Consider the following 12747-nt stretch of genomic DNA (forward strand, 5'->3'; position numbering starts at 1 on the left):
TTTCCCGTATCATGGTTCGGAAAGAAAAAAAATTCTTTTTTTTCTCCCGAACCGGCAACCGCCTTCTGATGCACCTCCCCCGGGCCAGATACAGGAGCAGAAGCGATGAATCAACTGCGACAACTGATCCGCGTCCTCGACGCACTGCGTGAAGTGACCGGACTGTACTTCGTCTGGAAGTGTTCGGAACGGAGCTGGCTGCCGCTGCTGCCGGAGCATCAACGCTACCATTGCTGTGCCTACTGCCGCGCGGTGAAGGAGTCGGGCGCGGCGGCGCTGCTCGGCTGCAACCGCCACCATGCCGGAGCGGCCTTTCACCTGGCGCTGGAGAAACGGAAGCCGTTCCCGCTGCTCTGCCCGGCGGGCGTGCTGGAGCTGGTGGTGCCGGTGGTGGCCGGAACCTGCCGGGCGGCGATCTTCGTCGGACCGTTCCTTTCGCCCGAAGGGGGACGCGGCGCGGGGCGGGCGTTTGCCGCGCTCTACGGCGCACTGCCGAAACAGCCCGCCTCCGCGATGCCGCAGTTCGAAACACTGCTGACCGCCCTGGTGGAGTCGGCCGAACCGGAGAGCTGGGAACGCAAACAACTGTCGCTGTTGCCGACACTGGAGTTCGAGCGGATGGATCCGCGGGTCTGCGCCGCGGTTCGCCGCCTGCACCGGGATTTCCGCCGTCCGCTGGCGCTCGAACCGCTCTGCCGGGAGCTGGCGGTAAGCCCCTCGCACTTCACCCACCTCTTCAAGGAGGCGGTCGGAATCGGATTCCGGGAGTATTTGCAGCGGCTGCGAATTGCCGAAGCGCGGGATCTGGTGGAACTGACCGACCTGCCGGTCGGCGCGGTGGCTTCCGAGTGCGGCATCCCCGACCAGAGCCGCCTCGCCCGGCTCTTTCAGCGCTACTGGAGCGTCACGCCGGGCGCACTGCGCCGCCGGAAATGCGACGGCGCGTGACCTCCCGTCAGGGGGCGGGCGGCGCGGCCTGGACGAGCTCCATGCCGCCGGAGCTTTCGAACTCCACGACCGGAGTTCCGGCCGGAACCAGCACCCGGTCGAAGCGGCGGAGCGGCAGTTCGGTGCCGCCTGCGCGGAGTGTTCCTCCGCCCGCGGTGACGATGAGGAGGCGGAGCCCTTCGCCGGCGAAGGCGGCTTTGCCGCGGATGTCGAACTTCTCCATGCGGAACCGGTCGGTGATGCTCCGGTCGAAGAGCACGCTGCGGAGCGATTTTCCGCACTGTTCCACCGGGCGCGGCCGCACGAAGAAGCGTCGTCTCACCTCGTCGGCCGGGTAGGCGGTGAAGTCGAACATCGACAGCGCGAAATCGATGTCGCGCCCCATGAAGCGCGCCTCCTCCGGCAGGACGCAGCCGTCGCGCTCGAATTCGAGCCGGACGACGAAGTCGGTCGGCTCCATGATTTCGATCATGAACACCCCTTCGCCGATGGCGTGGAGCAGTCCGCCGGGAACCAGGAAGAGATCCCCCGGCCGGACCGGAATCCGGTCGAAACAGCCGAGCATCGCCTCGATGTCCTGCGTTTCGATCATCCGGCGGAACTGCTCCTTCGACGGCGGCCGCTGGAATCCGAGGTAGACGGCGGCGTCCGCTCCGGGCCGGGTGCCGAGGATGCAGTACCCTTCGGTCTTGCCGGAGTCGGAGTGCAGAAAGCGCTTCGCAAACTCCACCGTCGGGTGGCATTGCAGTTGAAGCCGGATTGCCGAATCGAGGTACTTCACCAGCACGCCCGCGTGGTCGCCGAACCGTCTGCGGTGCGCGTTTCCGAGCAGATACTCCGGCGCGCGGGCGAAAAGTTCGGTGAGCGGAACGGTTCTCTCCCCGAGCCGGACGGGGGTGATCCCCTCCGGCGCGCGGCCGGGGTTGATCGCGGCGGTGTCGGAGAGGAGCCACTCTTCCGGGAAGTGTCCGTCCTGCGGCGGTTCGACGCCGGAGATCTCATCGAGCGTGCGGCCGCCGAGATAGCTGCGCCACACCCGGTTCCTGCCGAGTTGGAACAGCGACGGCAGCGGGGACGTTTCCGGGCGGAGCCGGAGGAGCGCGTTCTTCGCTCCCTTGAGCTGAAGTTGTCTCCCGTTGCGGAGCAGTTCCCCTTCGCCGAAGAGCAGTTCCGCCGAGAGCGGCTCGTTGAGTTCAATTTCACAGCAGGACCCCTCCCCGTCGCCGGCGACGAAGAGGTACTCCGCCGCCCGCCCGCGGGCGCAGGTGACCGGCTGATTTGCCCGGACCGCGACCAGTTCGGGGTGTTTCTCCGTCAGAAGGTCGAAAATGTTCCGGCAGGTGTCGTCGTGTGCGTCGCCGTTCCAGACCGGCGCTCCGGCGTAGCAGACCATGCCGCGGCCGAAGGAGCGGAGCGAGAGGAAGGGCCGTTCGGAGAGAACGGTGCAATCCCCCGCCGGTTCGAGCAGTTCGAGCCCGTCGTCGTCGATGTCGAGGTGTTTTGCGCCGACCAGATCGTGGAGCGGTCCGCCCGGAATCTCCCGGTGGAGTTTCCCTTCGCCGTCGAAGTCGCCGAAGGGGTAGCTCGCCACCAGCGTGCCGCCGGAACGGACGAATTCGCGGAGCGTTTCCGCCGTCCGGTCGTCGAGCGTGATCGCGTAGGGGAGGAAGAGCACCGAAATTCCGTCGAGCTCCAGCGTCTCCGGCGTGAGCACGACGAGCGGAATGTTCCGCTCAAAGGCGCGGCGATAGACGCCGAACCGCGCCTCCGCCGGCTGGTTGTCGCCGATGATGTGGCGCACTTTGGCGTTGACCGCCTTGACCATGAAGTTGGCGGTGCGGTCGTAGAGCAGTGCGGCGCGGGCGACCGGCTTGAGACAGTGGAGATCGGGATGGTTGCGGAGAAGCTCCCCGAAGCGTTTCACCGCTCCGGCGCGGGGGGAGAAGCTCCCGTCGGCGAGGGTGAGGCCGCGGCCGCCGAGCTGGAGGCCGGTTTTGAAGGGGGACCATTTCCAGTAGATGCAGCCGCAGGCGCCGTGCATCAGCGCTTCGAGATTCCAGCAGACGAGCTCGTCGGAGGAGACCCGTTCGGCGGTGAAGAGTTCGGAGTAGTAGTGGCTCTGCATCTCCGAGACGAGGAAGGTTCCGCCGCCGGCCGCGGCCGCCGCGTCAAAGGTGAGCGCGCGGAGCCAGGGCGCGTTGTCGCGCAGCAGCCGCCCGCCGGTCTTCGGGTAGAAGGAGATGCCGAAGCGGTCGACCGCCTGCGCGAGCTTCCAGTCGTCGGTACCGCGGTCGAATTCGCTCCACGCCGCGTTGCTCATCACGTTGTCGGCGATGACGAAATGGTCCGGATCGGCGGCCTTGAGAATGCGCGTCCACTCCGCGCACCGTCCGGCGAGGTTTTCGGTGCGGAACTCCTGCAGATCCACCTCCGGCATGATCGACGCCCAGAGCACCGGGTCGATCCGGAGCTGGGAGAAGTCGGTGTAGCTTTTCCTCCACACCCGGTTGAGTTCGCCGATGGTGCCGTACTTGCGTTCGAGGAAGCGGCGGAACTCGGCGAGCGTCCACGGGTCGAAACTCAGGAAGTGGCTCTCGTTCCACACGTCCCACCCGGCGAGGGCGGGGTGGTCCTTGAGCGCAGCGGCCGCCGCTTCGAGGAAGCGCTTCATCTCCTTCCGGACGGCGGGATGGTTGTAATTGAGCTCGCCGAGCCCGTTCTGCCCCGGCGCGAGCGTCCCGTCGGCGTTGCGGACCATCACCTCGTCGACCGGTAGAAAATCCGGATAGAATTCGAGGTTCGGGACCTGCCCGTGCAGTTCGACGATCACGTCGAGCCCCTCGGCCGCGGCGGCGTCGAGCAGTTCCCGCTGGCGGCGGAAGCAGTACGCCCCGTCATGGTAGAAGACCGGCGGCCAGACGACGACGGTGTTCATCGCGAGCGAACGCATCGCGGCGCACGCGGCGCGGAACTCTTCGGCGGTCTGTTCCTCGTCGAGCAGCAGAACCGCGCCGTAACGGTAGAATTCAGACATGGCAATACCTCACATGAAGAGAAAGTGTGTCACAGGGGGCGACCCGGGCGACATGAGCCAGCGTCGCCGGACCGTAGATGGAGGGGGCGCACTCCTTCGTGCTCCATCGCGCGTCCGCACCGCATAGTTCGCACTCCACGCGGATTGCGCATTCGGGCAGCGGCTCGAAGAGATGGAGTTCAACGGAACTTCCTTCCGGCCAGCTTCCCCGGAAACGGAATTCCCACTCCAGCTCCGCCGGGCGGCAGACCAGCGTTGCGGAAAAGGCGAGTTCGACGGCGGGGCGGTACTCCCGCACCGGGCAGAAGGCGTACTCCGTCCGGCACCGGACCGCGCCGGGCTCCTCGACGGCCTGCGGGCCGGTTTCATCGAGGTTGCGCGGCACGAACAGAACGCCCGCCGCAGTGCGCAGCATCGGCAGAAAGGGCAGCTGCGGCCCGGCGTAGGGGGCGGGAATCTTCCGGCCGAAGTATGGCAGCGGCATGAATTTTGCACTCACATCGACCTCGACGTCGTTCTCTCCGGTGATCCGGTTGTGCCAGAAGAACATGTTCTTGGTCATCCGGTTGGCGAGGGGGAGAATATAGTGGATTCCGCTCCGGCGGCCGGAGGCGCAGACGATGGCGGGGCCGGGGAGATATTTTACGAAACTCTCCTTCTCCGCCGGCAGTGGAAGTGGTTCCGGCCGCGGTCCGAGCGCGCACCATTTGAGCGCCATCGCCAGCCCGTAGACGCCGTAGCCCTGCGCCTGCACCTGGGTGGTGTACTCGTCGCGCATGCCCCGGTTGAACGCCTTGTCGCAACCGATCCTGCCGGTTTCGTCGATGCCGTAACGGGCGAAGAATTCGAGCTGGGCCCGGGCCGCCGCGACGCCGTCGCCCGGTTGCGCGACAAGGCCGTGCGCCTCGGCGAACTCCCAGAGGAAGATCTTCTTGGCCTCGGCCTCGCCCCGCAGGGAACGCCCCCACTTGGCGAACTCCCCGTCGGCGTCGATCAGGAATTTCCCATCGCGGCAGAACTCCCGGCAGATCTCCATGATCTCTTCGTGACGGCAGCTGGCGAAGTCGAAGATCTCGTCGAAGTGGAGCAACAGCCCGATGATTTCGGCGCTGTAGGCGTCGATCCGGCGGTCGGCGCGGCTGCCGCGGCAGTCGTCGTCGTTGAAGAACCCGTTCCCGAGGTAGCCGGAGAGCATGGCGTCGATGTTCTCCTCAATCGGCAGTTCCGGTTGCTCGATGTAGCCGAAGCGGAGCCGCAGGGCGTCGATGATGGCCGCCGCCACCCGGTAGTTGCGCGACGCTTCGTAGAGGTAGTGCATGTCGATCTGAAGCAGAAAGCGATCCAGCTCCGCCCGTCCGGCGGCGGAAAACGAGCGGGCGAACGGGCCGTCGTTCCCGCCGGTGAGATAGAGGGTGTAGAGCAGGGCGAAGGTGGTCCAGGCGCTGCGGGTGTCGTCGACGCGCACCGACGCGAGCGTCCAGCGGCGGCAGAGGTCGGCGAGGTTGAATTCGCCGATGGTCCACCCGGCTTCGAGGCCGCGGATGGCGCCGCCGAGCACCAGCCAGCCGGAGTCCTTGCAGTCGATTTCCCCGTCGACGGTCATGCGTCCGGCCGGATCGGTGTGGCGGGCGGCGAACAGCAGGGCGCGGTCGAGCAGGGCGAGATAATGACGTTTTTCCTGATTCATACTATGCCTTGATCGTGGTTGTTTCAAGGAGAATGTAACGCACTTCCCGCGGAAGCGTTATTCATGTTTTCAGGAAAAGATACGAAAATCAGGGATTTTGAATCGCCGGACCGGAGTCGGGTTTCAGTCCGGCCCGGCAGGCGGCGCGGAACGCGCGCGGCGAGCAGTTGTGGTGAAGGCGGAAAAATCCGGAGAAGGCGAACAGACTGGCAAACCCCATGTGCGCGGCGATCTCCCCGATGTTCATGTCGGAGAATTCGAGGTAGTGGCGGGCCATCGAGGCGCGCTCCCGGTCGATCATCGTCTTGGCGGTTTCGCCGCACTCCCGGCGGATCAGTTCGGAGAGGTGGCCGGGCGAGTAGTTGCAGTGGCGGGCGAGTTCGGCGACGGAGAGCGGCCGCCCGTGCCGCTGGTGCAGCAGCTGCCGGAGACGGCGGAGCAGCGGCGGACGGGTGTCGGCGTCGCCGAGGACGAAGCGGCGGAAGAGTCCGGAAAGCAGCGATTCGACCAGCAGGGTGTAGTCGTCGTCGTCGCAGAGCAGATTTTCGCCGTTGAAGAGGCGGCTGTTGGGGAAGGTCGCGGTGAGAAGTTCGCGGACGGCGTTGATGCATCCGGCATTCTCCCGCGCCGGCGGAATCAGCAGCGGCGGACTTCCGTCATCCTCGATGCCGCGCACCTCCATCTTGAACGAGAACCCGACGAAGGGCTCGTCGCCGTACCGGAGCAGATGTTCCCGGCGGGGGGGCACGAAGAGCAGCGCTCCGGCGGAGAGCTCCCGGGGCGGCGCGTCAGGCGTGACGAACTCCGCCGTGCCGGCTTCGGCCATGTTGAGCTGCCAGAAGAGATGCGAATGCATGGGCAGTTCAATCCGCCGGTCATGGCGGTGATACTCCCACAGCCGCAATGAAAGAGAAAACGGTACGCCGGACGATTCCACGGAACCCACCTCCTGCGGGCTAATATACCCCGCATCCCCGAAAAATCAACCTCGGGCCCTCCGCCCGGACTTGCAATCGCTCCGCTTCCGTGGTATTGGTAGAGGAGTGACAAGAGACGCAATGCAAACCGAGGAGCGACGCCGCGCATGGCCGGGGTGTTTCTGAAAAACGGACTGCCGGGCTGGTCCGGGCTGGAGGCGGGATTTCACCGGCTGGAGGCGGGCCATGAGACGATTCTCCACCGGCACAACTTCTATGAGCTGGAGATTGTGACCCGGGGGCGCGGCCTCCACCGGATCCACGGCCGGGCCCTCCCCTTTTCCGCCGGGGAGTGCTGGCTGATCGGCGGCATCGACAGCCACGGCATCTCCTGCGAAACGGAGGTGGAGGTCGCCAACCTCTCCTTTCGCGGCGACTCGCTGCCGGAGGAGATCGGCTTTCTGCTGGAGACCCGTTCGCTCTGCTGCCGCTTCCCGGCGGAGGAGCTCGCTTCGCCTCTGCGGAAGTTTGAGATGCTGGCAACCGCCCGCCCGGAGGAGCTCTTTGCCCGCGCCTGGACCGGGGCGCTTCTGCTCGAACTGCTGATCGAGGTCGTGCGGAAGGCGGACCCCGGATACGTCGCTCCGCCGCCGCTGGTCCGGAGCGCCGCGGCGTGGGCGCAGAAGCACTGCCGGGATGACGCTTCGCTCACGGCGCTCGCCGCGGAGCTCTCGCTCTCCCCCAACCATCTGGGGAAACTCTTCCGCGACGCGACCGGGATGAGCTTCTCCGCCTACGTGACCGGAATCCGGCTCAACCGCGCCTGTTTTCTGCTGACGAACACCGACATGCCGCTCAAGGAGCTCGCCTTCGAGGCCGGATTCCGGTCGCCGGAGTATTTCCACCGGGTGTTCCGCGAACAACTGCTCTGCACGCCGGCCGGATACCGCCGCGACGCCCGCCGGGAGGCGGCCGGTCACATCTGTTCGAATTGATAGGGGAGCGAGTCGAGAAAGAGTCTGCCGTAATTCTTGGTGAGCACCCGGCGGTCGAGCAGGACGATGATGCCGCGGTCACTGCGGCTCCGGATCAGCCGCCCCACCCCCTGCCGGAACTTCAGCACCGCCTCCGGCAGACTGTATTCGGTGAAGGAGCTGCGCCCTTCCGCTTCGATCCGCGCCATGCGCGCCCGGATGAGCGGGTGTCCCGGCGAGGCGAAGGGGAGCTTGGTGACGATCACGTTGCTCAGCGCTTCGCCGGGCACATCCACTCCGGTCCAGAAGCTGTCGGTGCCGAAGAGCACCGAATCGATGTCTTCGCGGAACTCCCGGAGCAGTCTGGAGCGGGTCAGATTCTCCCCCTGCACCAGCAGCCGGATGCCGCTTTCGGAGAAGTAGCCGCGCAGTGCGTCGGTGCAGTAGCGCAACGACTGGTAGCTGGTGAAGAGCACGAACGCCTTGCCGTGGGTGAACTCGATGAAACGGGGAATCTCACCGGCGAGCGCGGCGTTGAAATGCTCCGAACTCGGATCGGGCATGTTGCGGGAGATGTAGATCTTCGCCTGGTCCGGGCCGAACGGCGAGTCGAGCAGCAGCGTTTTGCCGTTCCGGAATCCGGTCCGTTTCCGGAAGTAGTCGAAGCTCCGGCGCACGCTCAGCGTCGCACTGCACAGCATCACCGGGAAATCCTGGTTGAACAGCACCTCGCCGAGGATCTCCGCCACGTTGAGCGGCGCCGCGTGCAGCACCACCGAATGGCGGTCCTTCTCCGCGTAGTAGACCGACTCCGGAATCGAGCGGGAGGTGAAGCTGTCGATCGCGTCGATGAACTCCCGGCAGCGGGAGAACTGCGCCTCCAGTTCCGCCCGGAACGACGCGTCGTCCTCCTCGTCGATCTCCGCCTCCAGCGCCCGGCAGAGCTGGAGCAGTTTCCCGCTCAGCCGGTTCGGAAAGCGGGCGGGATCGCTCACCTCGCGGGCATTTTCCCCCCGCTCGGCGAGAAAGTTCTCATACGGCGTGAAAAATCCGTACGCCTCGTCGCGCGCCTCCGCCACCGCGCCGCGCAGTTCGGGCGGGTAGCCCTGCCGCATCAGCAGCCCCCGCGCGGAATCCGGGTTGTAGAGCCGGTTCAACGTCGCGATCACTCCGGCGCGCGAGAGGTGCAGTCCGAGGTGTTCGGCCGCGTTGTTTTCGAGCGTGTGCGCCTCGTCGATCAGCACCGCGCCGTAGTTCGGCAGCAGTGCTCCGGCGTTTCCTCCGGCGCAGCGCATCGCCAGGTCGGTGAAGAAGAGCGCGTGATTCGCCACGACGATGTCGGCACTCTCCCACTCCTGCCGCGCCTTGAAGTAACAGCAGTTGCGGAAAAACGGACACTTCTTGGCGAGACAGTTGCCGGTTTCGCAGCAGACCAGATTCCAGGTCGCCGCCTCCATCCGGAAATCGATCGAATCGCGGTTGCCGTCGGCGCCGCGCTCGAGCCATTTGACAATCCGGTCGAGGTCGAGCGCGAGCGAGGGCGCGGGCAGCAGTGCATCCCGCTGTTCGCCGCTGAGCAGGGAGAGCCGGCGGCGGCAGAGGTAGTTGTGCCGCCCCTTCGCGAGGGCGGCCCGGAAATCGACGCCGGTAAGTTCGCGCAACAGCGGAATGTCTTTGTCGATCAGCTGTTCCTGCAGATTGATCGTCTCGGTGGAGATGATCGCCGGGCGGCCGCGGCTGCGCGAACGGTAGATGAGCGGCACCAGATAGGCGAAACTCTTGCCGACGCCGGTGGGGGCTTCGACGCAGAGGTTGCCGCCTTCGCTGAGCGCGTCGGCGATGGCGCCGGCCATCTCGATCTGCTGCGGCCGGAACTCGTAGGGCCTGCCCCCGCGGGCCGCCGCCTGCCGGAGCGGACCGCCCGGAGCGAAAAACTCCTCGCACAACGGGCGGATCGGCGGGAGCTCTTCCGCTTCGAAAAACTCGGGCGGAACATCGAACTCTTCGGGGTTGAATTCGCAGTCGAACTCCCCGGGCTCCGGCTCTTCGCCGGGCGGAAAAAATCCAGCCGGAATAATCATGATCTCTACCGTTTCTCCAGATGGCGGCGGATCTCCCGGGGGAGGTTCTGCAGATACTGGTCCGGCAGATTGAAGCGCTCGGTCACTTCGCGGATCAGCCGGGAGGCGTGCATTTCACAGCCGCTGGCGAGGTCGGCGGCGGAGCGCCGGATCTCCACGGCGATCTCCGGAATCCGGCAGCGGAACTCCCCGCCATCCCTGCCGGCGAGTTTGAGCTTGAGCTCCTCGGTTCCCTCCAGCGTGAGCCGGAGGGTGAGCAGCTCTTCGGCGTATCCCAGCTCGGTGTAGAGTTTGCCGAGAAAACAGACCGCCTCCGAAAGGGCGGTGGCGAGCTGGTTGTAAAGCAGAAGGTGGTGCGGCACCGGCCAGTAGGCGATGTAGTGGAAGAGGCCGGACTTGAACACCTGCCACATCTTGAGCCGCCCTTCGGGGAGCGACCGCAGAGAGACGTTGGTCAGGTAGCACTTCTCCAGCTCCCCCGGCTCGATGAAGCCGGAGGAGGCCAGCAGTGTCCAGGCGTCGCCGACCGCCCGGCGGATCCGGCTGAGCGTGAAGTGTTCCTCATCGAACTCCGGCGGAATCACCTGAAAGTTGAAGAGCACCGCCGGCACACCGGGCGGGGGCGATTTACGCCGCTTGAAGAAGAGCTGGGCGTGGCTGACCGCATCGCGGAATTCGCTCAAGTCCGCCCCCTGCCGGACGGTGTCGCGGCTCTCGTAGAGGATGCCGCGCAGCATCCTGCCGAGCGCCTCGCGCTGGTTGCGCAGCGCCCGCTGGATCAGCGCATGCATCTCGACCGCGCGGAAGGCGGGGCGGCTCGAAGCGTCGCTGGTGCGGATGTAGAACATGCCGGTCTGCAGTTCGTTCTCGATGCTGGCGGTGCAGACGTGGGGAAGGTTCCGGAAGGGGCGGACCACCAGCACCGCGTACCGCCTGCCATCCACCAGCGGCCGCTCGACGGTGAGGTCGATCGGCGGCTCGACGTAGCGGTTGATGAACGGCCCCACCGTCGAGGGGTCGAAGGAGTGGGTCTCCTCCGGCGTCAGCCCCTGGTAGACCGAGGGGTGGCCGGAGGCGTCCTCGCCGACGCCGATGACGATGTAGCCGCCTTTGGTGTTGGCCAGCGCGAGGCAGTGGCGGACGATCTTCGCCCGCGCCGCCCGGCTCATGGCGGTCCAGCTCATTGCCGCCTTGTAGTCCAGCTCCTCGGACTCCACGCCGCGGTAGATGAGTTCGCGCATGTCGCGGGGCTCGTGTTCCGGCGCCTTCTCCATGGACTATTCGGAAACCTCCTCGTCGTAGATGATGTGCTGGCAGTTGTCGCAGTAGGTGACAACCCCTTTCTGAATGCCGTTCATCGCCTGCGGCGTAATCCGGAGGTGGCAGTTGCCGCAGATGCCGTTTTCGATCTTCACCAGCGGAATTCCGCCGTTGCGCCCCTTGAGCAGGGTGTTGTAGCGGCTGAGGGTTTCGCTGTCGACGCCGTGGATCAGCGCGGGGCGCGCCTCCTGGAGTCTGGCGATCTCCTGCTTGATCTCGCCGGCGAAGGCGATCAGCTCCTCGAACTCGGCGCGGGCGCTCTTGACCGCCGCGTCGTTGGCGGCTTTGATCTTCCGGTACTGCGCCTTCGCCTCCTCGAATTTGTCGAGCAGTTCGATCACGTCCCCTTCGAGTTTGCCGATCTTGTTCTTGTTGAGGGCGACGGTGTTGAGCATCGCCTGGTATTCGGTGTTCTTCTTGACCATCGCCGACTGCTGCTGAAGTTTGCGGCTCTCATCGGTCAGGCGGGCGATCTCCGATTCGGCGGATTTGATTTCGCGTTCGACCTTGTGCGCCGCCTCCGCCGCCGCGGCGGTCGAGGCGACCAGCTGGTCGCGTTTCGCCTTGAGCGCATTCATCTCGGAGGGGAGCAGCTTCATGCGCTGTTCCAGGTCGCGGATCCGCAGATCGTTCGCCTGAAGCTTCAACAGTGACTGAACCCATTTTGCCGGCATGTTATCCTCCGTCTGGTATGTTGTTCAAAAAAGTTCCGGCTGGTCGTCGCCCCGGCCGCCCCGGAGCGGCGAAAGGCCCAGCTTGTTCCACGCTTTCGGGGTGGCCACGCGCCCCTTCGGCGTACGCACCAGAAACCCTTTCTGGATCAGGAAGGGCTCGTAGACATCTTCGATCGAATCCTCCTCCTCGCCCACCGAGACCGCGATGTTCTTGAGCCCGACCGGGCCGCCGTGGAAGTTGGAGATGATCACTTCGAGAATCCGCAGGTCCATCTCGTCGAGCCCGTCGTTGTCGATCTGGAGCATCTCGAGCGCCTCCGCCGCCACCTTGCCGGTCACCACCGAGTCGGCGCGCACCTGCGCGTAGTCCCGGGCGCGGCGGAGCAGGTTGTTGGCGATGCGCGGGGTGCCGCGACAGCGCCCGGCGATCTCCATGGCGCCTTCGTCGTCGATCTCGATGCCGAGGATTCCGGCGGAACGGCGGAGGATCTGCGCGAGACTTTCCGGATCGTAGTAGTCGAGCCGCATGGTCAGCCCGAAGCGCGACCGCAGCGGCGCGGAGATCATCCCCTGCCGGGTGGTGGCGCCGATCAGCGTGAAGTGCGGCACCGTCAGCCGGATGGAGCGGGCGCCGGCGCCCTGTTCGAGCATGATGTCGATGAAGAAGTCCTCCATCGCGCTGTAGAGGTACTCTTCGACCGTCGAATTGAGCCGGTGGATCTCGTCGATGAAGAGGACGTCGCCGGGTTCGAGCGCGGTCAGGAGGCCGGCGAGGTCGCCGGGTTTCTCGATGGCCGGGCCGCTCGAACTCTTGAGGTTGGTGCCCCGTTCGTTGGCGATGATGTAGGCGAGGGTGGTCTTGCCGAGCCCCGGCGGACCGCAGAGCAGGATGTGGTCGAGCGCCTCGTTGCGCGCCCGGGCGGCCTTGACGAAGAGCTCCAGCTGCTCTTTTACGCGGGGCTGGCCGGGGAAGTCGGCGAATTTCGGCGGCCGCAGGCTCTGCTCCTTTGCCGTATCGCGTTTGTTCAGTGTCGAAGTGATGAAACGCTCTGTCATATTTTCATGAACGCACTTGTTTTTGCGGGATTGCCGTGTTAGTTTATAGGTATTAT

At 65.6% G+C, this 12747-nt stretch carries 9 protein-coding genes; 2 read left to right on the top strand and 7 right to left on the bottom strand.

What is annotated here, in order from left to right; all coding sequences use genetic code 11:
• The first annotated feature begins 105 nt into the window (after positions 1 to 105).
• Complete coding sequence (locus ACMLHG_RS13980) at positions 106 to 948, top strand: helix-turn-helix transcriptional regulator (protein ID WP_294434776.1); 843 nt, start codon at positions 106 to 108, stop codon at positions 946 to 948.
• A gap of 7 nt (positions 949 to 955) precedes the next feature.
• Here the strand turns inward: ACMLHG_RS13980 and ACMLHG_RS13985 are convergent, their stop codons facing one another.
• The 3 genes from ACMLHG_RS13985 to ACMLHG_RS13995 form a co-directional block, all read right to left on the bottom strand.
• On the bottom strand, positions 956 to 3982 hold the full coding sequence (locus tag ACMLHG_RS13985) for a beta-galactosidase (protein ID WP_417170891.1): 3027 nt from the start codon (positions 3980 to 3982) through the stop codon (positions 956 to 958).
• Positions 3975 to 5669, bottom strand: coding sequence for a hypothetical protein (locus ACMLHG_RS13990; protein WP_417170892.1), 1695 nt, complete (start codon positions 5667 to 5669; stop codon positions 3975 to 3977). Before ACMLHG_RS13990 ends, ACMLHG_RS13985 begins: the two co-directional genes overlap by 8 nt.
• 88 nt (positions 5670 to 5757) lie before the next feature.
• Positions 5758 to 6606: an AraC family transcriptional regulator gene (locus ACMLHG_RS13995; protein ID WP_417170893.1), complete on the bottom strand. Its 849-nt coding sequence runs from the start codon at positions 6604 to 6606 to the stop codon at positions 5758 to 5760.
• A 147-nt stretch (positions 6607 to 6753) separates the two neighbouring features.
• Here ACMLHG_RS13995 and ACMLHG_RS14000 point away from each other — a divergent pair, with 147 nt between their 5' ends.
• Positions 6754 to 7581: an AraC family transcriptional regulator gene (locus tag ACMLHG_RS14000; RefSeq protein WP_294434769.1), complete on the top strand. Its 828-nt coding sequence runs from the start codon at positions 6754 to 6756 to the stop codon at positions 7579 to 7581.
• Here the strand turns inward: ACMLHG_RS14000 and ACMLHG_RS14005 are convergent.
• From ACMLHG_RS14005 to ruvB, 4 genes are read right to left on the bottom strand one after another with little or no spacing between them, the layout of a single operon-like run.
• On the bottom strand, positions 7563 to 9641 hold the full coding sequence (locus tag ACMLHG_RS14005; RefSeq protein WP_417170894.1) for an ATP-dependent DNA helicase: 2079 nt from the start codon (positions 9639 to 9641) through the stop codon (positions 7563 to 7565). The genes ACMLHG_RS14000 and ACMLHG_RS14005 overlap by 19 nt on opposite strands.
• A gap of 5 nt (positions 9642 to 9646) precedes the next feature.
• A complete protein-coding gene (locus tag ACMLHG_RS14010; RefSeq protein ID WP_294434764.1) occupies positions 9647 to 10915 on the bottom strand; it encodes a helix-turn-helix domain-containing protein in 1269 nt (422 codons plus the stop codon).
• 3 nt (positions 10916 to 10918) lie between these two features.
• Positions 10919 to 11635 (bottom strand): zinc ribbon domain-containing protein, encoded by a 717-nt coding sequence (locus tag ACMLHG_RS14015; RefSeq protein WP_294434760.1) that lies wholly within the window; start codon positions 11633 to 11635, stop codon positions 10919 to 10921.
• Positions 11636 to 11659: 24 nt separating this feature from the next.
• Positions 11660 to 12691, bottom strand: coding sequence for a Holliday junction branch migration DNA helicase RuvB (gene ruvB / locus ACMLHG_RS14020; RefSeq protein WP_294434759.1), 1032 nt, complete (start codon positions 12689 to 12691; stop codon positions 11660 to 11662).
• Positions 12692 to 12747 lie beyond the last annotated feature (56 nt).

The sequence above is a fragment of the Victivallis sp. genome (genome assembly GCF_048170485.1).
GTDB lineage: Bacteria > Verrucomicrobiota > Lentisphaeria > Victivallales > Victivallaceae > Victivallis.

Excerpts from the sequence above, each read along its gene's own strand:
- ACMLHG_RS13980 (WP_294434776.1), top strand. The coding sequence starts at position 106 with ATGAATCAACTGCGACAACTGATCCGCGTCCTCGACGCACTGCGTGAA.
- ACMLHG_RS13985 (WP_417170891.1), bottom strand. The coding sequence starts at position 3,982 with ATGTCTGAATTCTACCGTTACGGCGCGGTTCTGCTGCTCGACGAGGAA.
- ACMLHG_RS13990 (WP_417170892.1), bottom strand. The coding sequence starts at position 5,669 with ATGAATCAGGAAAAACGTCATTATCTCGCCCTGCTCGACCGCGCCCTG.
- ACMLHG_RS14000 (WP_294434769.1), top strand. The coding sequence starts at position 6,754 with ATGGCCGGGGTGTTTCTGAAAAACGGACTGCCGGGCTGGTCCGGGCTG.
- ACMLHG_RS14005 (WP_417170894.1), bottom strand. The coding sequence starts at position 9,641 with ATGATTATTCCGGCTGGATTTTTTCCGCCCGGCGAAGAGCCGGAGCCC.
- ACMLHG_RS14010 (WP_294434764.1), bottom strand. The coding sequence starts at position 10,915 with ATGGAGAAGGCGCCGGAACACGAGCCCCGCGACATGCGCGAACTCATC.
- ACMLHG_RS14015 (WP_294434760.1), bottom strand. The coding sequence starts at position 11,635 with ATGCCGGCAAAATGGGTTCAGTCACTGTTGAAGCTTCAGGCGAACGAT.
- ruvB (WP_294434759.1), bottom strand. The coding sequence starts at position 12,691 with ATGACAGAGCGTTTCATCACTTCGACACTGAACAAACGCGATACGGCA.